Source organism: Caulobacter sp. DMC95 (assembly GCF_056313785.1).
The window spans coordinates 543,764-565,392 of sequence record NZ_JBQUZP010000002.1; the positions used below are offsets into that span (position 1 = coordinate 543,764).

Genomic DNA, 21,629 nt, shown 5'->3' on the forward strand with positions numbered 1-21,629 from the left:
GGCGAGGGAGGAACTAAGCCCCATCAATCCCGCAGCAGGTCGTTGATCGAAGTCTTCGACCGCGTCTGGGCGTCGACCGTCTTGACGATCACCGCGCAGTAGAGGCCGGGCCCGCCATTCGGATCCGGCAGGTTGCCGGGGACCACGACGCTGTAGGGCGGCACCTTGCCGATGTGGACCTGGCCCGTCTTGCGGTCGACGATCTTGGTCGAGGCGCTGATGAACACGCCCATCGACAGGACCGAGCCCTCGCCGACCACGACGCCTTCGACGACTTCCGAACGGGCGCCGATGAAGCAGTTGTCTTCGATGATGGTCGGGTTGGCCTGCAGGGGCTCCAGCACGCCGCCGATGCCGACGCCGCCGGACAGGTGGACGTTCTTGCCGATCTGGGCGCACGAGCCCACGGTCACCCAAGTGTCGACCATCGTGCCTTCATCGACATAGCCGCCGATGTTCACGAACGACGGCATCAGGATCACGTTCTTGCCGATGTGGGCGCCGCGACGGACGATCGCGCCGGGCACCGCGCGGAAGCCGCCGGCCTCGAACTGCGGGGCGTCCCAGCCGTCGAACTTGTTCGGCACCTTGTCCCACCACGGACCAACGCCGCCGCCCAGCGCGCCTGAGCGCATCACGGTGTTGGGGTTCAGGCGGAACGAGAGCAGCACCGCCTTCTTCAGCCACTGATGCGTGAACCACTCACCGTCGATCTTCTCGGCGACGCGGGCCTCGCCGCTGTCGAGCAGGCGCAAGGCTTCGTCGACGGCGGTGCGGACCGGGCCAGTGGTGGTAGCCGAGACGTCGGCGCGGGCTTCCCAGGCGGCTTCGATCTCGGTTTGGAGGTCGGCCAAAGAAATGGCGGTCATGCGGGGCTTCCTTGCAGGCGCGCCGAGCTTAGGAACTCGGCGAGATCTTTGGTGCGGAAATGAACGTGTTCGGAAGTCGAGGCCGCCGCGTGCGGGCCGACCAGGACGGTCGTCATGCCCAGGCGCGAGGCGGGAACGAGGTTCTTCTCGCTATCCTCGAAGAAGGCCGTCATCGGCGGATCGATCGCATGAAGCTTGCAGATCTTGTCGAAGGTCGTCAGGGCGGGCTTTGGCACATAGTCGGCCGTCTCGATGGCGAAAACCTCGGAGAACAGGTCGCGCAGTTGCAGATGCGCCAGAACCCGCTCGGCGTGGCCGATCGAGCCATTGGTGAAGATCAGTCGGCGACCGGGCAGGGCGGCGATCGCCGCGCGGAGGGCTGGATCGGGCGACAGGCAGTCCAGCGAGACGTCGTGCACCTCGTCGAGAAAACGCGAGGGCTCTATCCCGTGGTTGGCCATCAGCCCTGCCAAGGTGGTGCCATGCTCGGTGAAGTAGCTGTGCTGCAGTACGCGCGCCTCGTCGCGCGGCAAGCCGGTCTCGCGGGCCACGAAATCCGTCATCTTGGCCTCGATGAGGCCCATGAACTGGGTCTCGATCGGGTAGAGCGTGTTGTCGAGGTCGAACAGCCAGGTGTCGACGTGGGAAAGGTCCGCGCTCATCGCTTGATGAGGGTGCCCGCGCCGTGCTCGCTGAACAGCTCAACCAGCATGGCGTGCGGGCGGCGGCCGTCCAGGATGACGACGGCTTCGACGCCGGACTCGATCGCGTGGATGGCGTTTTCCAGCTTCGGAATCATGCCGCCGGTGGCCACGCCCGTCTCGATCAGCGCGCGAGCCTGTTCGATTGTCATCTCACGGATCAGTTCGCCGTTCCCGTCGAGCACGCCTTTGATGTCGGTCAGCATCAACATGCGCTTGGCCTTGAGCGCGCCCGCCAGGGCGCCCGCCACGGTGTCGGCGTTGATGTTGAAGGTGTCGCCGTCAGGCGAAACGCCAATCGGCGCGACGACCGGGATGTAGTCATGCTCCGAAGTCAGCAGCGCCTCGATCAGCTGCGGGTCGACCTTAGTCGGCTCGCCGACGAAGCCAAGGTCCACCGCCTGTTCGATGTTGCTGTCCGGATCCTTTTTGGTCCGCGTCACCTTTTCGGCGGTGATCAGGCGCGCGTCCTTGCCTGACAAACCTACGCCGCGCACGTCCGCCTCGGCGCCGGCCAGCGTGATCCAGTTGGCGATCTCCTTGTTGATCGCGCCCGACAGGACCATCTCGGCGACTTCCATCGTCGCCTCGTCAGTGACGCGCAGCCCGTCGACGAAGGTGGACTTCACGCCCGCCTTGTCCAGCATGCGGCTGATCTGCGGGCCGCCGCCGTGGATCACCACCGGGTGGACACCCAAAAGCTTCAGCAGGACCGCATCGGCGGCGAAGACCTTGGCGACCTCTTCCTGGCCCATCGCGTGGCCGCCGTATTTGATCACGACCGTTTCGCGGTCGTAGATCTGGATATAGGGCAGAGCCTCAGCCAAAGTCTTGGCGGTGGCCCAGCCAGCTTCCTCGGCGACGTCGGTCAAGGCGGCGGTCCTCGATGCGGAAAAGAGCGGCGCCTCGATAGCGGACCCCGCCCCCCCTGTCACCAAAAACGAACCCCGGCCTTTAACCCACGCGACCGAACCGCAGCTTGAGCGCCAGCATCGCGCCGGACATCACAAGGCAGGCGAGATTTGACGCGATGACCGGCCAAGACTGGATCATCAGGCCATAGGCCAGCCAGCACGCAAATCCCGTCACCGTAACGAGGTACATCCGCAATGAGACGGTTGAAGCATCACGCTCGCGCCAAGTCTTGATGATCTGTGGCGCAAAGCTGCCGATCGACAGCAAGGCCGCCAGTGTTCCGATCACAACGGCGAGAGGCGACCCGTCCATCAGGCGGATCTCGCCAGCGGGTCCTCGGCCTCCCAGCGCTGGGCGTAGGCTGGCGCCAGGGTCAGGCCAACGGGGATCGGACCCGGCGCGCGCCCCTCGGTGAGGCAGACGGCGAGAAAGGCCAGGGCGGTCTTTACACCATGCTCCGAATAGGGCTTGCCGATCACGCCGCAGGCGCCGGCGAAGTCGTCGGGCAGACGTTTGACGTTGGCGGTCATGAACAAAGCGACGCCGCCGCAGTCGTCGGCGATCTTGCGCGCCACGTCGACGCCGGTCGGGCCATCGCTGAGATGGACGTCCACGAGGGCAAGGTCAGGTTTGAGCTGCTCGGCGAGCGCGACGGCTTCGTCTGAACTCATGGCGCAGCCGAGGGGGTGGCAGCCAGCCTCCTCGATCAGATGTTCCAACTCGATGGCGAGAAGCATCTCGTCTTCGACGATCAGAACATCGAGCGCTGGCCGGCTCATTACCAAGACAAGTCCTTACTCAGTGCGCCCCATTGACGGGCAACAGAACGACCACACGGGTCCCAGGTTCCGCGTCGGTGGTCTCCCATTTCGCCTTCAATTGCTGGCAGAGCAGTTGGACGATGGTCAGGCCAAAGCCGGATGTCTTCGTTTCGCTAGTCGAACCAACGCCGTCATCGGCGATTTCGATCCGGAAGTCGCCGTTGAGGCGGGAAACGCCGACGAAGATGCGACCCCCGCGTCCTTCTGGAAAGCCGTGCCGAAGGGCGTTGGTCAGAAGTTCGTTGACCACCAGGGCGAGCGGGGCCGCCTTGGCGGCGGGGATTTCGACGCGTTCGAGATCCAGCTCCACCCGGATGTCGTCACGCATGGCTGAGCCCATCAGGTCGGCGACCATGTCCCGAATGAACGCTGAGACGTCGAAGCGCTCCACGTCCTCGCTTTGGAACAGGCGTCGGTGGACCGTCGCGATCGCGTTCACGCGGCCCAACATTCCCTTCAATGACGCCTTGATCGCAGGATCAGGCACGCGCCGGTTTTGCAGCAAAAGCAGGCTGGAGATGAGCTGAAGGTTATTCTTCACGCGGTGGTCCACCTCGTGAAGAAGCACGGTCTTCTGCTCCAGCGCTTGGGTGAGTTCGCGTGTCCGCTCATCCACCATCTGCTGAAGGCCGTCACTGTGGTCTCGGGCGCGAACCTCGACGGCTTTCTTGTCGGTGACATCCAGCTGGGAGCCGAAGAAATAGACGATCTGACCCGCGTCATTCCGTACGGGCGAGAGGTAGAGCGCGTTCCAGAACGACGATCCGTCCTTACGATAGTTGAGGAGGTCGACGGCGACATCATCCCCCGCCGCCACGGCGTCACGCACTGTCTTGACAGTTTCGGGGTCCGTGTCGGGTCCTTGCAGGAAACGGCAGTTGCGGCCGATCACCTCGTCCCGCGCGTAGCCGGTCAGCTTCAGGAAGGCGTCGTTGGCGAAGATGATCGGGTTGTCAGCTTGGGTGGCGTCCGAAACGATCATGGCCATCCGCGTGGCGCGGATCGCGGCGGCGAAGGGGTCGTCGACGCCATGTCCGGCGGCGAGCCGTTCGCCGGCTCGGCGCGATTCCGAATAGTCTTCCAAGGCTAAGCTCCCACCTCCCCGTGGACGCTCAACGTACCCGATCCTGTCGAGTTCCCAACAGAGGTTATAGCGGATGAAGAAACGGCGGGAGCCGCGAAGGACTCCCGCCGTCAGAACGCGGCGAACCTGGGGAGGAATGGCCGGCTGGGCCGGTCGCCGCGATGCTCAAGGACCCATCCGGACTTCCCGGACTGGATGAGTCCTCAGACTGGTCACTTGGGCTGGTAGATCCGGTCGAAGACGCCGCCGTCGGCGAAGTGGGTCGCTTGCGCCTTCTTCCAGCCCCCGAAGGTGTCGTCGATCGTCACCAGCGGAATCTGCTTGAAACGGCTGGCGTACTTGGCGGCGACCGCCGCGTTGCGCGGGCGGTAGTAGTGCTTGCCGATGAGCTCCTGCGCCAGCGGGCTGTAGAGGAAGTTCAGATATCCCTCCGCCACGGTGCGCGTCTTGCGGCGATCAACGTTCTTGTCGACCAGCGCGACCGGCGGCTCGGCGAGGATCGACAAGGAGGGATAGACGATGTCGAACTTGCCCGGCAGTTCCTCCTGCGCGAGGTAGGCTTCGTTCTCCCAAGCCAGCAGAACGTCGCCGATGCCGCGCTGGGTGAAGGTGGTCGTCGCGCCGCGCGCGCCGGTGTCCAGGATCGGCACGTGGTCGAACAGCGCCTTGACGTACGCTTCGGCCTTGGCCGGATTGCCGCCGGGCTGCTTCAGGGCCCAGGCCCAGGCCGCCAGATAGTTCCAGCGCGCGCCGCCCGAGGTCTTGGGGTTGGGCGTGATCACGTCGATGCCCGGCTTGATCAGGTCGCTCCAATCCCGAATCTTCCAGGGATTGCCCTTGCGCACCAGGAACACGATCGTCGAGGTGTAGGGCGTGGAGTTCTGCGGCAGGCGTGACTGCCAGTTGGCGGGCAGCAGCCGACCCTTGGCGGCGATCTCGTCGATATCATACGCCAGCGCCAAGGTGACGACATCGGCCTGCAAGCCGTCGATCACCGACCGGGCCTGTTTGCCCGAGCCGCCGTGACTCTGGTTGATGGTCAGGGTCTGGCCGACACGCGACTTCCAATACGCCGCGAACGCCGCATTGACCTCCTTGTAGAGTTCGCGCGTCGGATCGTAGCTGACATTCAGCAGCGTGACAGGCTTGGCTTGGGCATGGGCGACACCGCCAAGCACGGCGGGGGCGGCGAGCGCGCCAAGGCCGGCGGTGGCGGCGCCGAGGACACCTCGACGTGTGGGTTTGTCAGAGTGACGAGCCATGAAGTGTCCTCGGAGCTTGTGAAGGGTTAGAACGCGTATTGTGTTCGGACAGACCAGATATCGAGGTCCTGTCCGACTTGCGCCCCGGCGACAGGGGTCGAGCCGGCGACGAAGGCCGTGCCGCCCGGCGAGAGGCGCTTGACCTCGACATTACGGTAGGCGGCAGACAGCGAAACAACCGGATTGAGGTACCAGTTCACGCCCAGCGACAGGATGTTCTGCTCGCCGCCACGGATGGCGCCCGTGACGGGGGCCGAGCCCCCCGGACCCGCCAGGTAGTCGAGATCGAAGGTTGAGTAGCGCGCGGCCAGTTCGACCGCGCCCCAGTTGCCCTTCTTCAGGTCAAAGGGCTTCGCGGGACGGGGCGCGTCGAAGCCGGCGGTTGCTGTGCTGTAGCGGCGGGGTTCGCCCGTCAGCGTCCAGCCTGCTTGAACGTACCAGCCGTTGAACTTCGGGTCCGGCGAGGTGCTGTTGCGGCGCTTGACCTGGATGTCGAAGTACTCGGCCTGAACAAACACGTTTTTGCGCTGGGCGCCGAGTTCCAAGCCGATGGCGGTCAGGCCGTCGGCGTCGATGTTGCCCGTATCGATCAGCCGCGTCCCATCGACGCGAAGCTCCGGCCGGTCGCGCAGTCGAAGGTTGCTGATCGCGCCGCCGGTGGCCGCGACGTCCGGTCCGCTCTTCGCGGGACTGATGACCAGGTTGGTGTTAACCCCGGTATGGACCAGCCACCCGTCGCCCTTCAGCGGCACATAGGCGAAGCGCCCCACGAAGCCCAACTGCTCATCGAAGGTCTGGGTGGTGACGGTGTTGCCGGTCACGGCGGCCGAGAAATTCCAACGATCGCCGTTGCCCAAGACGCCGATGGCTGCGCGGCCGTCGCCTCCGGCGACGCCGCGGACGGTCTCGGCGACCGAGGCGCGTTCGACAAACAGCGAGCCTGTGTTGTTGGCCGCGTCCTCAAGGCTGGTCACCGGCGCATAGACGCCGGCGCGGATTTTGAGCGGCAAGCCGCTGTACTGCACCCAGGCCGAAGAGATCTTGCCGGCCTCCTCCGTGCCCGAACCGCCAAAGTCGTAGATCATGTTGTAGTCGAAGACGCCGAAGGCCTTGCCCTCGATGCCCAGACGGGCGCGGCGCACGTTCGCGCCGTCCGAAAGATCACGGGCGCGATCGTTTTCGGTGGCGTCGCCGAAGGAGCCCCGGCGGAAGTCCGTGCTGAGCGGACCTGCGCTCTTCTGGTCGTAGAGCGCAGCGTCGGCCTGGAAGATGCCCCGGATCGAGGCGGAAAACGCGCCGTCGCCCGTCGAGAAGGTCGGACGCGCGTTGGCGAGGCTGACGGTCGTCGCGCTTTGCGCGGTCCGGACGTCCTTGACGCTGGCGGCGGTTGCGGCCTTCAGGTCCGAAACCTGTTTCTGCAGGGCCTCGAGCTGCGCCTCCAAAGCGGCGATACGCGCGGCGGCGTCGGGTGAGGCGGTTTGAGCCGAAGCGGCGCCGGCGGTTGCGAGCAGGGAAACGCCAGCGATCAGGGCGGCGCGGAAGGCGGTCTTGGTGGTGATCATCGTTAGTCCCCTCTCGGCGCCGCTGCGCGGGCCGACCTGCCGAACTCAAGGAAGACGATTATTCCTAGTTCGGGAATAGAGATTAAGGGAGCCGGCCCCGAGATTTTCTGGAGGCGCGGCGAAGTGTCGCGAAAAAGGCCGCGAATCTTCCACGGAATCAAATGGTTGAAGCCATTAACAAGCCGTTCACGAAAAAGGCCGCCCCGGTCTCCCGAAGCGGCCTCTCCAACGAATACGGTGTGTTGGGACGATTTGACGCGGTTAGAACATCGCCCGGCCGGAGAGGCGCAGATTGTAACGCTTCTGCTTCTTGGCGGCTTCGACGCCGCCCTCCAGGGCGAGGTACGACATGGGCGTGCCCGCTCGCAGAGCGAAGCCGGCGGTGAGCGCGCCCTGCTTGTCGTCCATGGCCGCCAACGAGAAGGCGTTGCCGCCCTTGAAGCGCGCGACGGTGTCGCCCACCGACCCGGCCAGCGTCTGGCGATAGCCGACGCGGACTTCCGGGCGCCACCAGACCTGCTTGCCGAAGTCCGCGCCCATCACCACGCCCAGCTCGCCGCTGAGATTGTTGGACGTACGCTTGTCGACGGTCAGGTCGAACGCATCGCCGCCGCCCTTTTCGGTGCGCTTGCCTTCGCGGAGCCAGACATAGTCGAGACGACCCTCTGGGCGAGCGAAGAACCGGCCGAACTTTTGTTCGTAAGCCATGCCGGCATAGGCGTTGGCGGTCACGCCATTCCAGTCGGCGCTGTTCTGCAAGAGCAGGTCCGCCACGCCGTCGCCGCTGGCGTCCGGGGCGATGAAACGACGATCGCCCTGGAAGAAGGCGTAGCCCAGGCCGCCGCCGGCGTTGAAGCGCCAGCCGCCGACCGAGCGCCGCCAATAGGCGCCGCTCTGAACGAATGAGGCGGTCGTCTGTTCGCCGACCTTGGCGACCGTGTCGTGTTCTTCGATGCTGACATAGGCCAGCGTCAGGCCCAGCGCGCCACCGGCGTCGCCCATCGCTTCGTAGCCGCCCACGAAGCCGAAGGCCTGGGTGTCGGAACCGAGGGTCTGGTCGGTGTCGCGACGGGTCAGGGAGTTGATCTCCTGCACCCAAACGCTATCGGGACCATAGCGATCGCCCGGATCGGGACGGAACATGGTGGCGGCGGAAACCTGCTGATTGACCGTCTGCAGCGCCGCGAAGAGGCCTTCGCCCTGATCCGGCAGCATCTGGTCGTAGAGGTCGCGGAAACCATCGCGCGTCGTCTGGTTCAAGAAGGTCGCGGCCAGCGTCGTATCGGCGCCAAGCGCGCTGAACACGGCGTCATAGGCCGAGGCTTCGGCTTGATTGAAGCCGATTTCCGCCGAGGAGCGGCGACGCACGTCGATATAGACATTGTTGGCGTCGGCGCGGCTGGTGGCGACGTAAAGATAGGGCGACGAGGCGAGCAGGCTATTGCCAATCGTCCCGACGTTGATGTTCGAGCCTTGAATGACGGTGAAGGTGGTCGGCTGCTTGACCAGGTTGGCCATGCGGATGCCCAGTTCGGCGCCCGAGGCGATCGAGGTGGCGCCCGACACGACAAGCTTGGTGTTCGTTCCCGCCGCCGGATCCGCGGAGAACAGGAGCTTGGCCTTGCTGCCCAAGGTCACGCTGCTAACATTGATGGTGTCGCTGTTCGCGATGGCCAGGCTGCCATTGGCGATCGACAGATCCAACTTCCCATCGCTGTCATAGAGCTTGCCGACGGCGACGCCGCCGCCATCGATCGACAGGCGGTCCTGGCCGGCGCCGAACGACATCTCGCCCAGCAGCGTGCCGCTCCAGAGGTTCAAAGTGTCGGCGCCCGCGCCGAACAGCACGTCGCCGATGGTGGACGGCGCCACCGTGGTCGACGTCGAGCTCGAGCTGGTGGTGGTGTCGGTGCTGGGGAAGGTGCTGGTCGAGGTGAAATCCGCCGGACCCGACTGGGTGAAGGTCACGCCGGAGGTGTTGGCGCGCAGATCCAGCGCGATCGTTCGTCCCGTGGCGGTCACGGTCGCCAGCGTGCCGTCGGCCTTGTATGCGGGTGCGGAAACCGTCGTCCGGATCGAGCCGGTGTTTGAGATGGTGCGAAGCGTTCCGGCCTGGTCCAGTACGGCGATCGCATCGCCGGTTTCGCCCGTCCGCGTAACAGTGATGCTTCCCGTGTTGCTGAAGCTGGTGGCCGAAGCGCCGCCGGCGATCACCAGAGCGCGGGCGTCAGCGGTGACACCGGATCCGGCGTACGACGCGCTGTTGGCGGTCATTGCGCCGCGATTGAGGATCGCCGCGACATTGGCGCCCGAATTCAGCGCCAAGGCCGTCGCGCTCGCCTCGTAGGCCGTCGCGGTGATCTGCCCGTCGTTCCGCAGGCCGCCTGAAACGGTGGTCGTGCGGCCGCCGCCGGCGCCGATGGAGACGCCCGTGGCCGAGACGCCGTTGTAGACGCCCGCCGCAGAGATGGCCCCCTTTGCGATCAGGCCGTAGGCGTTGTCGCCGGTTCCAACCGCGCCCAGGGTCACGTTCTGGCTGGCCGAGCCGATCTGCAACGCCGGCGCCGCGCCGAAAACGTTGATGCTGGACGTCCCGGTGTTGCTCGACGACACGGTCGAGATCGTGGTGGTTCCGTCGCTGTTGACCTTGGACGAGTAGTTCAGGCCTTGCAGCAATACGCCGCCGGTGACATCGCCGGCGATGCGCACGGCTGGCCCGCCCTGCAGCAGGTCGTCGGCGTCCAGCTTGTTCAAGGCGTCCACGCTCGAGGCGCGGGACGTATAGCGGTAACCTGTGGCGCTAGCCGCGCCCTGCAGCACGAGCGCGCCGGTGATGTTCGCGTCTACGGCCTCGGCGACGGCGTTCACGCCTTGCACGTTGATCTGGCCGCCCAACGTCACCTTGCCGGTCACGGGCGCGGCGATCCTCACGCCATAGGCGTTGTCGCCGATGACGCTGATCGAGCCGAGGTTGGTGACGTTCCCGATGACGGGACCTTCCAGCAGAACGCCGGCGGAGTTGTTGCCCTCAATGCTGATGAGGCCGGTTGCGTCATTGACGATGTCGCCGGTGAAGGTCCCGGCGTTGGTCAGGCGAACGCCGAAGCGGTTGGCGCCTTGGGCGAACACGCCGTCGAGGTCGCCGTCCGAGTCGCTGTCGGCGGCGGTGTAGTCCTCAAGCAGTGAAATCGTGGCCGAGTTGGTCAGCCCGCCAGTCCGGCCGCCGATGATCAGCACGCCGACGCCGTCGTTGACGCCGGTGGTCGACAGCGTGCCGAGGTTCGTCACCTTGTGATTGCTGTCGATGGTCACGATCGGTCCGGCCGTGGTCGGCTTGATCGAGCCGTCGGCGGTGATGCGAATATCGTCCGCAGCCGTTCCGGTCGCCGTGCTGGTGGCGATCGGCGTCGTGCGCGCGTTGGAGACCGGGGTCTCGGCCGAGGCGGCGAAACCGATGGCCAGGAGAGGAGCGGCCGCGACCGTCGCGACCAGGACCTTGCGCTGCATTACGAACGACACCTCGATAGAACCCGGGCCACTAATTCAGGTCACGATGCGGCGAAAATACGGTGAGTTCCGCTCGCGACGCGCACTAGGGCGTCAATCGTCTATCGCATGGCTTGGCGGGGCGCCATATCTGCTTCGTCGAATCGCCTCTCGCTTGAATCGGTGAAGCCCACGATGTCGCTGGCGAAAACGCCCCAGGCCGGTCCTCAGCGCGTATCGAAGCGAGCGCTCTGGCCTGTTTTGCTTGGACCAGCAGCCCTGCTGGGCCTGGCCGCCGGCGGTTTCGCCGAACCCCTGCCTGCGGTTCTCGCCGCCCTGGCGGTCGTAGGCGCGGGCGTTCTGCTGAACCGCCGCAGCGAGATCGAGCCCGCAGGCGTCGCGCCCAGCGCGCTGGCCCAACCGGCCGCCAAATCTGTCGAGCCGCCGCCGTTCGCCGCGATTCTGGATCGCCTGCCCGACCCGCTGATGGTGATCGCCGCCGAAGAAGCCGATGACCTTACGGGACGTCGTTTCTTGTTCGCCAACGCCGCGGCGCGGGAGCTGTTCAAGATCCAGCACGATGGCGCGCTGCTTGTGACGGCCGTGCGACATCCGCGGGTGCTGGAGGCTGTCGACGAGGCGTTGTTCGGCGGGATCGAGGGCATGGCCGAGTTTGAAACGGGCGGCGTCCAGGGACGCTCGTGGCTAGCCTACGCCCGTCCGCTCAAGGAGACGATCGGCCGCTCCCGCCTCGCCCTTCTGGCCTTGCGGGACGAGACCGACGCGCGCCGGAGCGAGCGCACGCGCGCCGACTTCCTGGCCAGCGCCAGTCATGAATTGAGAACGCCGCTCGCGTCATTGTCAGGTTTCATCGAAACCTTGCGCGGCCATGCCAAGGACGACCCCGGCGCGCGCGACAAGTTCCTGGCCATCATGCTGGCCCAGGCCGAGCGCATGTCGCGCTTGATTGACGACCTGATGAGTCTCTCGCGAATTGAGCTGAACGAACACATCGCGCCGTTAGGCCGCGTCGATCTGGCCATGGCCGTGATCGACGTGATCGACGCGCTTGGTCCGCAGGCCCGCGACAAGGCGGTGACGTTTGATCCGGTGTTGCCGCCGCGCGGCGGCGCCGTGGTCGAGGGTGACCGCGACCAGATCATCCAGGTCATCCAGAACTTGGTCGACAACGCCATCAAGTATACGCCGCGCGAGGGCGTGGTGCGGGTCGAGGTGTTTCCCAGCTTGGCGGTTGAGGCGGCCTCCGCGCCGCGCGATCCGGCGGCCTCAAGGATGTCGTTGCTGACGCCGGATCATGATCCGGCCGAGCGCTATGCGGTGCTTCGCGTCACCGATCGTGGTCCCGGATTGGCGCGCGAACACCTGCCACGCCTGACCGAGCGGTTTTATCGCGTCGAGGGCCAGAAGAGCGGCGACAGGTCAGGAACGGGCCTGGGGCTGGCGATCGTCAAGCACATCATGAACCGCCATCGCGGCGGCCTGACGGTCGAGAGCGTTCAGGGCCAAGGGGCGACTTTCGGCGTCTATCTGCCGATGGCTAAAGCCGAAGCCACCGCCAATGCGATGACGGCTGTCGACGCCTGAAAGCGGTGTTTCACCCCAGAGAGTCGTCGGCGCTTCGGGCGTTGTCGTCAAACTGTCATGTAAGTGTCGCATAAGCGCGGCGCCGGACCGGCATAGACGGGCCGGGGGAGGGCCCGCGATCCTGCGCGGCTCTCGACAACTCGCGCAAGATTAGCCTCACGCATGCTGACCTGGCTCTCGCTTCTCGTCCTGGCGCTGTTCTCCGGCGCGGCCTTCGTGGCCGGCCGCCGTCGCGCCGCCAAAACCGCCGACGGGCGCGCACGCGTCCTTCACTCCCTGCCGGACTACTACGGCGCCTACGTGGCGTTGTGGGCCGGCATTCCGGCGGCTCTGTTGCTGCTGTTGGGCGTGATGTTCGGCGGCCGCGCTGAGGACGCCATCCTGCAATCGACGCGGCCCGCCGCCGTACAGGCGCTGGAGGCTGATCGTCAGGCGGTCTTCTACAGTGACGCCCGCGCGATCGCTGCCAAGAAAGCGCCGTCGGAAGTCACCTATGAGGGCGAACTGAAGGTCGCTCTCGACGCCAAGGTCGCCGAAGCCCGGCGGATCGAGACGGTGCTGAATACGGGCATGCTGGCCGGCGTCGGCGTTCTGGCTCTGGCGGGCTTTCTGCTGGCTTTTCCGCGCATCAACCCCGAGTTTCGCGCCCGCAATCGCGTCGAAGGCTGGACCAGCGCACTGCTGATCGCCTGTTCTGTCGCGGCGGTGCTCACCACCTTGGGCATTGTGATGTCGCTGGTCTGGGAAAGCTGGCGCTTCTTCCAGAGCGTGAGCCCGCTTTCGTTCCTGCTTGGAACCGAGTGGAGCCCACAGATCGCCATGCGCGCCGACCAGGTCGCCTCGGCGGGAGCTTTCGGCGCGGTGCCGCTGTTCGCCGGCACCTTCCTGATCATGCTGATCGCCATGCTGGTGGCGGCTCCGATCGGTCTCTACTCAGCGATCTATCTGTCGGAGTACGCCGGGCGCACCGTGCGCGGGGTCGTCAAGCCGCTGCTCGAGATTCTGGCCGGCGTGCCGACCGTCGTTTACGGCTTCTTCGCAGCCCTGACCGTCGGTCCGTTGTTCCGCGCCGGCTTCAACGCCATCGGCGCGGCGCTGCCGCCGGGGCCGTTGGCCACCTATCTGATGGAAGTCCAGAACCAGATGGCGCTGGTCGCCGGTGTGGTGATGGGGATCATGCTGATCCCGTTCGTGTCGTCTCTGTCGGACGACATCATCAACGCCGTGCCGCAGAGCTTGCGTGACGGCAGCTACGCGATGGGCGCCACGAAGTCGGAAACGGTCAAGAAGGTCGTTCTGCCGGCCGCTCTGCCCGGCATCATGGCCGCCATGCTGCTGGCCGTGTCGCGGGCGGTCGGTGAAACCATGATCGTGACCATGGCCGCCGGCCTGCAGGCCAAGCTCACCGCCAACCCGCTCGACACCGTGACCACGGTCACCGTCCAGATCGTCACCTTGCTCACCGGCGACCAGGAATTCGACAGCCCCAAGACGCTGTCGGCCTTCGGCCTGGGTCTGACCCTCTTCGTGGTGACCCTGACGCTGAACATCGTCGCCCTGCGCATCGTCCAGAAGTACCGGGAACAATATGACTGACGCGACCCTCGGCGCGGCCGCCCCGCGCCCGGCCCTCTCGGCCGCCGACGCCCGCCTGAAGAAGCGCCACCGCGCCGAGCGCCTGTTCAAGGCGCAAGGGGTCGCCGCGATCATCGTCGCGATGATCTTCCTGGTGGTGCTGGTTGGCCGGATCGTGACCCAGGGCTACTCGACCTTCGAGACCCACACCTTGTCCGTGCCGGTCTATCTGAACCCGGACCGGATCGACACGTCCGACCTGACCGGCGTCAACTACGACTACATTGTCGCCGAGGCGGTGATGAAGAAGCTGGGCGTGCAGGACGACGATCTCGGCTCGGTCTCGCTCAAGGTCCAGGACCTGGTTTCGCGGGACTTCGGCTTCCAGATCTTGAACAAGCTGAAGGCTGACCAGAAGCTTATCGGCCAGACGATCACGCTCACCGGCCCGCTGAAGGCGGACGCCGACCTCTATTTCAAGGGCGAGCTCAAGCGCTCGACCGATGAGGCGGATCGCAAGCTCGACAACCAGCAGCTGGACTGGCTCGACAAGTTGAAGAAGGACGGCGCGATTACCTCGGGCTTCAATGTCGGTTTCTTCACCCACTCCGACTCGACTGAGCCAGAGCAGGCCGGGGTGTTGGGCGCGGTGGTCGGGTCGGCCATGATGCTGCTGATCACTGCCCTGATCTCGGTGCCGGTCGGTGTTATGGCCGCCGTCTACCTGGAAGAGTTCGCGCCGAAGAACCGCTGGACCGACATCATCGAGGTCAACATCAACAACCTCGCGGCCGTGCCCTCGATCGTCTACGGCCTGCTGGGTCTCGCGCTGTTCATCAACTGGCTGAACGTGCCGCGCGGCTCGCCGCTGGTCGGCGGCCTGGTGCTGGCGCTTATGGCCCTGCCCACAGTGATCATCGCCACCCGCTCGGCGCTGAAGGCTGTGCCGCCGTCGATCCGGGAGGCCGCCCTGGGCGTCGGCGCGAGCAAGACCCAAACGGTGTTCCACCACGTGCTGCCGCTGGCCATGCCCGGCGTGATGACCGGCGCCATCCTGTCGCTGGCCCACGCTCTCGGCGAGACCGCTCCGTTGCTGATGATCGGCATGGTCTCGTTCGTGCCAGGCGTTCCGGAGGGCTTCACCAGCGCCGCCACGGTGCTGCCGGTGCAGGTGTTCATCTGGGAGAACGCATCGGAACGCGCCTTCCATGAGCGCACCGCCGCAGCGATTATCGTCCTTCTCGTCTTCATGATCGTCATGAACGCCGCGGCCGTGATCCTGCGCCGCCGCTTCGAGCGCCGCTGGTGAGACCGTCCATGACCTCGATCCTGAACCCCCTTGCTTCGCCCCTCCTCCAGGGACACGCCATGACCGTCCAAAGCCCCGACGACTCCACCCGCGCGCCGCTGACCTCCGGCGCGGTCCCCGCCGCTCCGGCGAGCGCTGATCCGAAGATCAAGGCGCGTGGCGTCAAGGTTTTCTATGGCGACAAACAGGCCCTGTTCGACGTCGACCTCGACATCCCGGCCAAGTCGGTCACCGCCTTCATCGGCCCGTCGGGCTGTGGCAAGTCGACCTTCCTGCGCTGCATCAACCGCATGAACGACACGATCCCGTCGGCGCGCGTCGAGGGCTCGATCGAGATCGACGGCGCTGACGTCAACGCCAAGAGCGTCGACCCGGTGGTGCTGCGCTCGCGCGTCGGCATGGTGTTCCAGAAGCCCAATCCCTTCCCGAAGACGATCTTCGAGAACGTCGCCTACGGTCCGCGCATTCACGGACTGGCGACGGGCAAGGCGGAGTTGGAAGCCATCGTCGAGAGCAGCCTCAAGAAGGCTGGTCTGTGGAATGAAGTCGCCGATCGTCTGCATCAGCCTGGCACCGGCCTCTCGGGCGGTCAGCAGCAGCGCCTGGTCATCGCCCGCGCCATCGCGGTTTCGCCGGAAGTGATCCTGATGGACGAGCCCTGCTCGGCTCTTGACCCGATCGCGACCGCCAAGATCGAAGAGCTGATCGACGAGCTGCGCAGCCAGTTCTGCATCGTCATCGTCACCCACTCGATGGCCCAGGCCGCCCGGGTTTCGCAGCGCACGGCGTTCTTCCACCTCGGCAAGCTGGTCGAGAGCGGCCCGACCGAGGAGATGTTCACAAACCCTCGCGACAGCCGCACCCAGGACTACATCACCGGCCGCTTCGGCTAAGCGCGCGGGAGGAAGCTGACATGACCGAACATACCGTCAAATCCTACGGCGAAGAGCTGGCCCACCTGACGGCCGAAGTCACCCGCATGGGCGGCATCGCCGAGAGCCAGGTCGCCGACTGCATCGCCGCCATCGCCCGTCGCGACGGGCCGCTGGCCCAGGCTGTGGTGGCGGGCGACGAGCGTCTCGACACGCTGCAGTCGGAGATCGAGCGCAAGGCCTTCCGCCTCATCGCGCTGCGCCAGCCGATGGCGGTGGACCTGCGCCATGCGGTGGCTGCGCTCAAGATCTCCATGAGCCTCGAGCGCTGTGGCGACATGGCCAAGAACATTGGCAAGCGTGCGCTGATCCTGACCGAAGCTGATCCGATGAGCGCCCTGACCCGGTCGATCGAACGGATGGGCAAGCTGGTCCAGGGCCGTCTGAAAGACGTGCTCGACGCCTACACGACCTCGGACCTGCAGCGCGCCATCGGCGTCTGGAGCCGGGACGAAGAGGTGGACGAGCACTACAACGCCATCTTCCGCGAGCTGCTCACCTACATGATGGGCGATCCGCGTACGATCAACGCGTGCACGCACCTGCTCTTCGTGGCCAAGAACCTCGAGCGGATCGGCGACCACGCCACCAACATCGCCGAAATCATCCACTTCGAGCTGACGGGCGAGGAGCTGACCTCGCAACGTCCCAAGCTTGACGTGCTCTCGCAGTAGTCTGGAAAAGGCGGCCTGAAGTGACTCCCTACGTTCTGGTGGTCGAAGACGAAGACGCCCTGGCCACCCTGCTGCACTACAATCTCGACAAGGAGGGCTACCGCGTCGGCGTCGCTGGCGACGGCGAAGAAGCCCTGATCATGGCCAACGAGCGGGCCCCGGACCTGGTGATCCTCGACTGGATGCTGCCCAAAGTCTCGGGCATCGAGGTCTGCCGTCGCCTGCGCGGCCGGGCCGAGACGCGCAACGTGCCGATCATCATGCTGACGGCGCGCGGCGAAGAAACCGATCGTATTCGGGGCCTCGACACGGGCGCGGACGACTATGTGGTCAAGCCCTTCTCGATGGTCGAGCTGACAGCTCGCGTCCGCGCGGTGCTGCGCCGCATCCGCCCGGGCCTGGCCGACGACCGCATCACGGTCGGCGACATCATCATCGACCGCGTCGCCCACCGCGTGAAGCGCAGCGGCAAAGAGATCCACCTTGGTCCGACCGAGTTCCGTCTGCTCGACTATCTGATGCAGCATCCGGGACGGGTTTTCAGCCGCGAGCAGCTGCTAGACGCAGTCTGGGGTTCGGACGTCTATGTCGAGGCGCGTACCGTCGATGTCCACATCGGCCGTCTGCGCAAGGCTTTGAACGGGACGACTGACGCCGATCCCATCCGCACCGTGCGATCGGCGGGTTATTCGCTGGATATGGACGCGGCCTAGAGGGCGCTCGTTGGCGAAGCTGCGGGCCTCAAAGTCCCAGCCGCTCCAGCAGCTCCCGCCGATAGGTGCGGCTGGTCACGACCTCCGCGCCGCACGCTCATCAAGGCGACGAAGATCCGCCCCGACAGGCGGTGCAGCCGGGAACCCTTGCGGGTCAGCATCGGAATCAGGCCAACAGCGACCAAGGCGAAGCCGCAGCCGATGTGTAAGGCCAGGGTCGGGGAGAAGAGCTTGTCCATGGCGACCAGGGAGCCGGGATGATCGCCTTCTCGCCATCGTACGGGGGCGAATGGAGGGCCCTCGGGGCGAGACGACGACTTGACCGCCGGAGCTTACCAAGCGACACCCCGCGCTCATGGAAAAGCTGACCATTCTCCTCGTCGGGTCCGGCGGGCGCGAGCACGCCCTGGCCTGGAAGATCGCCCAGTCGCCGCTTTGCGGGCGTCTTGTCGCGGCGCCGGGCAATCCGGGCGTCGAGGCCGTGGCCGAGCTGCGCTCTGTCAAGGCGACCGACGCCAACGGCCTCGTCGCCCTAGCCCAGGAGATCGGCGCCGACCTCGTGGTGGTCGGCCCGGAATCGGCGCTGGAGGTCGGCCTCGCTGACAAGCTGGCCGTGGTCGGCATTCCCTGCTTCGGCGGTAGCCAGCGCGCGGCTCAGCTGGAGACTTCCAAAGCCTTCACCAAGGACTTCTGCCAGCGCCACGGGCTGCCGACGGCGGCCTACGGCGTGTTCGAGGACGCGGCTTCAGCGGGGGCCTTCCTCGATACGCTGGACGCGCCGTTCGTGATCAAGGCCGACGGCCTGGCGGCGGGCAAAGGCGTGGTCATCGCCGGGACGCGTGCCGAGGCCGATGCGGCCGTGCTCGACATGCTGGGCGGCCGCTTCGGCTCGGCCGGCGCGCGGGTGGTGATCGAGGAGTTCATGCACGGTGAGGAAGCTTCGCTGTTCGCGATCTGCGACGGCAAGACAGCGGTGCTGTTCGGCGCGGCCCGGGACCACAAGCGCGCCTATGACGGTGACAAGGGTCCCAACACCGGCGGCATGGGCACCTACTCCCCGCCCCCGGTGCTGACGAAGGACCTGATCGAGCAGGCCTGGCGCGAGCTGATCGTTCCTACCGTCGAGGGCATGGCGACCGAGGGCAACCCGTATATCGGCGTGCTCTATGCTGGCCTGATGCTGACCCCGACGGGCCCGAAGCTCGTCGAGTACAACGCCCGCTTCGGCGATCCCGAGTGCCAGACCCTGATGCTGCGTCTGGAGAGCGACATCGTACCGATCCTGCTGGCGGCGGCGAAGGGCGAGCTGGCCTCGGCTGAACCGCCCAAGTGGCGCGGGGAGGCCGCTATCTGCGTGGTGCTGGCCGCCGAGGGCTATCCCGACGCGCCCAAGACCGGCGGCCGCATCCAGGGCGCCGACGCCGACTTCGGGGACGGTGTCGTGGTGTTCCACGCCGGCACGACGCGCGAGTTTGAGGGGCGGCTGGTGGCTTCTGGCGGCCGGGTGCTGAATGTGTGCGCCCTAGGTGAGACCCTGGCGGAGGCGCGTGAGGCCGCCTATTCGGCGCTGGAGAGCATCAGCCTGGAAGGCGGCTTTTATCGATGCGATATCGGCTGGCGGGCGCTTTCCCAGTCCTGAGTCCGCAGGCGAAGGCTTGCCTCCGCCGACGTGGTCTCTAAACTCCCCATTCAAACAAGCGTTGGGGAGAAAGCGCCATGGCCGAAGCCGCCGAACTGTCCGCTCAGGACCTGAACTCCGGCACCAAGCCCGTCGACCCCCGCCATGCCATCGATGAGGCCAAGCTGGCCGCCTGGCTCGAGGCTAATGTGGAAGGCTACGCCGGCCCGTTGGAAGTGCGTCAGTTCAAAGGCGGCCAGTCCAACCCGACCTACCAGCTGGTCACCCCGGCCAGAAAGTATGTCCTGCGCCGCAAGCCGCCCGGCAAGCTGCTGCCCAGCGCCCACGCTGTTGACCGCGAGTACAAGGTGATCTCGGGTCTGAATAAGGCCGACTTCCCCGTCGCCAAGGCCTATGCGCTGTGCATGGACGAGGACGTTATCGGCACGATCTTCTACGTGATGGAGAACGTCGAGGGACGGATCCTCTGGGACGGCACGCTGCCCGACTATCAGCCGGCTGAGCGGCGGGCCATCTACGAGGCCCAGATCGACACGCTCGCGGCTCTGCACAATGTCGACTACGCGGCCGTCGGCCTTGCCGACTACGGCAAGCCCGGCAACTATTTCGCGCGCCAGATCGACCGCTGGACCAAGCAATATAAGGCCAGCGAAACCAAGACCATCGAGGAGATGGACCGCCTGATGGAATGGCTGCCCGCCACCGTACCGGCGGACGACCAGACCTCGATCGTCCACGGCGACTATCGCCTCGACAACATGATCCTACACCCGACGGACTCGCGCGTGATCGCGGTTCTGGACTGGGAGCTGTCGACTCTGGGCAATCCACTGGCCGACTTCAGCTATTTCCTGATGAACTGGGTGATGCCGTCCGACCAGCGCGGCGGCTTGTCGGGCATCGACGATCTGACCGCCTACGGGATCCCGACGATCCCTGAGGCCGTGGCCCGCTACTGCAAGGCCACCGGTCGCGACGGTTTGCCGGAACTCGACTGGTATTTCAGCTACAACCTCTTCAGACTGGCCGGCATCTGCCAGGGCATCGTCGGCCGCGTCCGTGACGGAACCGCCGCCAGCGCTCACGCGCAGTTGATGGAGGCGCGCGTGCCGGTCCTGGCCAAGGGGGCCTGGGACTTCGCGCGCAAAGCGGGGGCGTAAGGACGTGATGCGGAAACTGATGGCGGGCGCATGCGCCCTGGTTGTGACGAGCGCGCTGGCCGGCGCGGCCAACGCTCAGGCGACGTTCGTCCAGGCGGGACGCCTGCTCGCCGATCCCGCGACGGGCAAGGTCGAGACCGCCAAGACCCTGGTCCTCGAGAACGGCAAGGTGACGCGCGTCCTCGACGGCTATGTCGCCGAGCCTGCCGGCAAGGTCGTCGACCTGAAAGACAGCTTCGTGCTGCCTGGCCTGATCGATAGCCACGTCCACCTGACCGGCCAGCAGAACCCGAACGGACGGCTTCAGGCGGTAACGCAGTCGCCGTCCGACAGCGCCATGGTCGGAGCCGGCTTCGCTCGTAAGACCCTGATGGCCGGGTTTACAACCGTGGCCAATCTGGGCGCCCACAGCCAGGCGATCTTCGCCCTGCGCGAAGGCGTCAGGCGCGGTGATGTGCCCGGGCCCCGCATCCTGGCGTCGGGCTCGTCGATCTCCGTCCATGGCGGCCATGGCGACATCAACGGCTACAGCGAGGACGTCATGCACGCCTTGCGGCCGGAATCGGTCTGCTCGGGCGCGGATGACTGTCGCCGCGCCGTGCGCGAGCAGATCTGGCTGGGCGCCGACCTCATCAAGATCACGGCGACGGGCGGCGTGCTGTCCAACACCGCTGCGGGTCTGGCCAAGCAGTTTTCTGACGCCGAACTGGCCGCGATCGTCGAGGCTGCGCACAGCATGGGCCGAAAGGTGACCGCCCACGCCCACGGCGGCGACGGCATCAACGCCTTCCTCAAGGCGGGCGGGGACTCGATCGAGCACGGCACCTATCTCGACAACGAAGGCATCGCCTTGCTGAAGAAGTCCGGCGGCTATCTGGTGCCCACCCTGATGGCCGGCGATTTCGTCACCCGCATCGCCTTGGGGCCGAACAACTACTTCACCCCCGCCCAGACGGCCAAGGCGCTTGAGGCGGGGCCAAAGATGCTGGACATGGTTCGCCGCGCTCACGCCGGCGGCGTCAAGATCGCCTTCGGCACCGACAGCGGCGTTTCCGCCCACGGCGACAACGCCGGTGAGTTCGCCCTGCTGGTCAAGGCGGGCCTGACCCCGCTGGAGGCCATCCAGACCGCCACTGTCAACGCCGCCGATCACTTCTCGCTCAGCAGCGAGATCGGCAGCCTGACGCCCGGCAAGGCCGCCGATCTGATTGCAGTGAAGGGCGATCCGCTGAAGGACGTGACCGAGCTTGAGCGCGTGACTGCGGTCATCAAGGGCGGCGTGGTCTACAAGTAGTCCGATCCTCCCCCTCGAGGGGGAGGGT

General features: G+C 66.0%; 18 protein-coding genes. 9 read left to right on the top strand and 9 right to left on the bottom strand.

What is annotated here, in order from left to right:
* Positions 1–23: 23 nt before the first annotated feature.
* The 9 genes from dapD to ACT53N_RS06610 form a co-directional block, all read right to left on the bottom strand.
* Entirely contained in the window at positions 24–869 is an 846-nt protein-coding gene (gene dapD / locus ACT53N_RS06570) for a 2,3,4,5-tetrahydropyridine-2,6-dicarboxylate N-succinyltransferase (protein ID WP_476063142.1), read from the bottom strand.
* On the bottom strand, positions 866–1,531 hold the full coding sequence (locus ACT53N_RS06575) for a pyrimidine 5'-nucleotidase (RefSeq protein ID WP_476063143.1): 666 nt from the start codon (positions 1,529–1,531) through the stop codon (positions 866–868). The genes dapD and ACT53N_RS06575 overlap by 4 nt, the downstream gene beginning before the upstream one ends.
* Positions 1,528–2,442, bottom strand: a complete 915-nt coding sequence (argB, locus tag ACT53N_RS06580) for an acetylglutamate kinase (RefSeq protein ID WP_476063144.1) — start codon at positions 2,440–2,442, stop codon at positions 1,528–1,530. The genes ACT53N_RS06575 and argB overlap by 4 nt, the downstream gene beginning before the upstream one ends.
* 82 nt (positions 2,443–2,524) lie before the next feature.
* A complete protein-coding gene (locus ACT53N_RS06585) occupies positions 2,525–2,797 on the bottom strand; it encodes a SemiSWEET family sugar transporter (protein WP_476063145.1) in 273 nt (90 codons plus the stop codon).
* Complete coding sequence (locus ACT53N_RS06590) at positions 2,797–3,264, bottom strand: response regulator (RefSeq protein WP_476063146.1); 468 nt, start codon at positions 3,262–3,264, stop codon at positions 2,797–2,799. Before ACT53N_RS06590 ends, ACT53N_RS06585 begins: the two co-directional genes overlap by 1 nt.
* A 19-nt stretch (positions 3,265–3,283) precedes the next feature.
* On the bottom strand, positions 3,284–4,390 hold the full coding sequence (gene lovK / locus ACT53N_RS06595) for a photosensory histidine protein kinase LovK (RefSeq protein ID WP_476063147.1): 1,107 nt from the start codon (positions 4,388–4,390) through the stop codon (positions 3,284–3,286).
* A 212-nt stretch (positions 4,391–4,602) separates the two neighbouring features.
* Complete coding sequence (locus ACT53N_RS06600) at positions 4,603–5,652, bottom strand: sulfate ABC transporter substrate-binding protein (protein WP_476063148.1); 1,050 nt, start codon at positions 5,650–5,652, stop codon at positions 4,603–4,605.
* A gap of 26 nt (positions 5,653–5,678) precedes the next feature.
* Positions 5,679–7,214, bottom strand: coding sequence for an OprO/OprP family phosphate-selective porin (locus ACT53N_RS06605; RefSeq protein ID WP_476063149.1), 1,536 nt, complete (start codon positions 7,212–7,214; stop codon positions 5,679–5,681).
* A gap of 261 nt (positions 7,215–7,475) precedes the next feature.
* The gene (locus ACT53N_RS06610; RefSeq protein ID WP_476063150.1) at positions 7,476–10,733 is read right to left on the bottom strand and encodes an autotransporter outer membrane beta-barrel domain-containing protein; all 3,258 of its coding nucleotides are present in this window, start codon (positions 10,731–10,733) and stop codon (positions 7,476–7,478) included.
* Between the two features lie 162 nt (positions 10,734–10,895).
* On the opposite strand from ACT53N_RS06610, the gene ACT53N_RS06615 reads away from it, so the two are divergent.
* The 9 genes from ACT53N_RS06615 (at position 10,896) to ACT53N_RS06655 (ending at position 21,601) form a co-directional block, all read left to right on the top strand.
* Positions 10,896–12,305: a sensor histidine kinase gene (locus ACT53N_RS06615; RefSeq protein ID WP_476063151.1), complete on the top strand. Its 1,410-nt coding sequence runs from the start codon at positions 10,896–10,898 to the stop codon at positions 12,303–12,305.
* A 162-nt stretch (positions 12,306–12,467) separates the two neighbouring features.
* Complete coding sequence (gene pstC / locus ACT53N_RS06620; RefSeq protein ID WP_476063152.1) at positions 12,468–13,901, top strand: phosphate ABC transporter permease subunit PstC; 1,434 nt, start codon at positions 12,468–12,470, stop codon at positions 13,899–13,901.
* Entirely contained in the window at positions 13,894–15,189 is a 1,296-nt protein-coding gene (gene pstA, locus ACT53N_RS06625) for a phosphate ABC transporter permease PstA (protein ID WP_476063153.1), read from the top strand. The genes pstC and pstA overlap by 8 nt, the downstream gene beginning before the upstream one ends.
* Before the next feature lie 59 nt (positions 15,190–15,248).
* The gene (pstB, locus tag ACT53N_RS06630) at positions 15,249–16,082 is read left to right on the top strand and encodes a phosphate ABC transporter ATP-binding protein PstB (protein WP_476063154.1); all 834 of its coding nucleotides are present in this window, start codon (positions 15,249–15,251) and stop codon (positions 16,080–16,082) included.
* A 20-nt stretch (positions 16,083–16,102) separates the two neighbouring features.
* Positions 16,103–16,795, top strand: a complete 693-nt coding sequence (phoU, locus tag ACT53N_RS06635; protein ID WP_010918182.1) for a phosphate signaling complex protein PhoU — start codon at positions 16,103–16,105, stop codon at positions 16,793–16,795.
* Between the two features lie 20 nt (positions 16,796–16,815).
* Positions 16,816–17,508, top strand: coding sequence for a phosphate regulon transcriptional regulator PhoB (gene phoB / locus ACT53N_RS06640; protein ID WP_010918183.1), 693 nt, complete (start codon positions 16,816–16,818; stop codon positions 17,506–17,508).
* A gap of 355 nt (positions 17,509–17,863) precedes the next feature.
* Positions 17,864–19,147 carry a phosphoribosylamine--glycine ligase gene (gene purD, locus ACT53N_RS06645; protein WP_476063155.1) on the top strand — a complete coding sequence of 428 codons (1,284 nt, stop codon included), beginning with the start codon at positions 17,864–17,866 and terminating at the stop codon, positions 19,145–19,147.
* Positions 19,148–19,224: 77 nt separating this feature from the next.
* On the top strand, positions 19,225–20,307 hold the full coding sequence (locus ACT53N_RS06650; RefSeq protein WP_476063156.1) for a phosphotransferase family protein: 1,083 nt from the start codon (positions 19,225–19,227) through the stop codon (positions 20,305–20,307).
* Between the two features lie 4 nt (positions 20,308–20,311).
* Positions 20,312–21,601, top strand: coding sequence for a metal-dependent hydrolase family protein (locus ACT53N_RS06655; RefSeq protein ID WP_476063157.1), 1,290 nt, complete (start codon positions 20,312–20,314; stop codon positions 21,599–21,601).
* The last annotated feature ends 28 nt before the right edge of the window (positions 21,602–21,629 follow it).

Coding starts and splice junctions, on each gene's coding strand:
- dapD (WP_476063142.1), bottom strand. CDS start 869: ATGACCGCCATTTCTTTGGCCGACCTCCAAACCGAGATCGAAGCCGCC.
- ACT53N_RS06575 (WP_476063143.1), bottom strand. CDS start 1,531: ATGAGCGCGGACCTTTCCCACGTCGACACCTGGCTGTTCGACCTCGAC.
- ACT53N_RS06585 (WP_476063145.1), bottom strand. CDS start 2,797: ATGGACGGGTCGCCTCTCGCCGTTGTGATCGGAACACTGGCGGCCTTG.
- ACT53N_RS06590 (WP_476063146.1), bottom strand. CDS start 3,264: ATGAGCCGGCCAGCGCTCGATGTTCTGATCGTCGAAGACGAGATGCTT.
- ACT53N_RS06600 (WP_476063148.1), bottom strand. CDS start 5,652: ATGGCTCGTCACTCTGACAAACCCACACGTCGAGGTGTCCTCGGCGCC.
- ACT53N_RS06605 (WP_476063149.1), bottom strand. CDS start 7,214: ATGATCACCACCAAGACCGCCTTCCGCGCCGCCCTGATCGCTGGCGTT.
- ACT53N_RS06615 (WP_476063151.1), top strand. CDS start 10,896: ATGTCGCTGGCGAAAACGCCCCAGGCCGGTCCTCAGCGCGTATCGAAG.
- pstC (WP_476063152.1), top strand. CDS start 12,468: ATGCTGACCTGGCTCTCGCTTCTCGTCCTGGCGCTGTTCTCCGGCGCG.
- pstA (WP_476063153.1), top strand. CDS start 13,894: ATGACTGACGCGACCCTCGGCGCGGCCGCCCCGCGCCCGGCCCTCTCG.
- pstB (WP_476063154.1), top strand. CDS start 15,249: ATGACCGTCCAAAGCCCCGACGACTCCACCCGCGCGCCGCTGACCTCC.
- phoU (WP_010918182.1), top strand. CDS start 16,103: ATGACCGAACATACCGTCAAATCCTACGGCGAAGAGCTGGCCCACCTG.
- purD (WP_476063155.1), top strand. CDS start 17,864: ATGGAAAAGCTGACCATTCTCCTCGTCGGGTCCGGCGGGCGCGAGCAC.
- ACT53N_RS06650 (WP_476063156.1), top strand. CDS start 19,225: ATGGCCGAAGCCGCCGAACTGTCCGCTCAGGACCTGAACTCCGGCACC.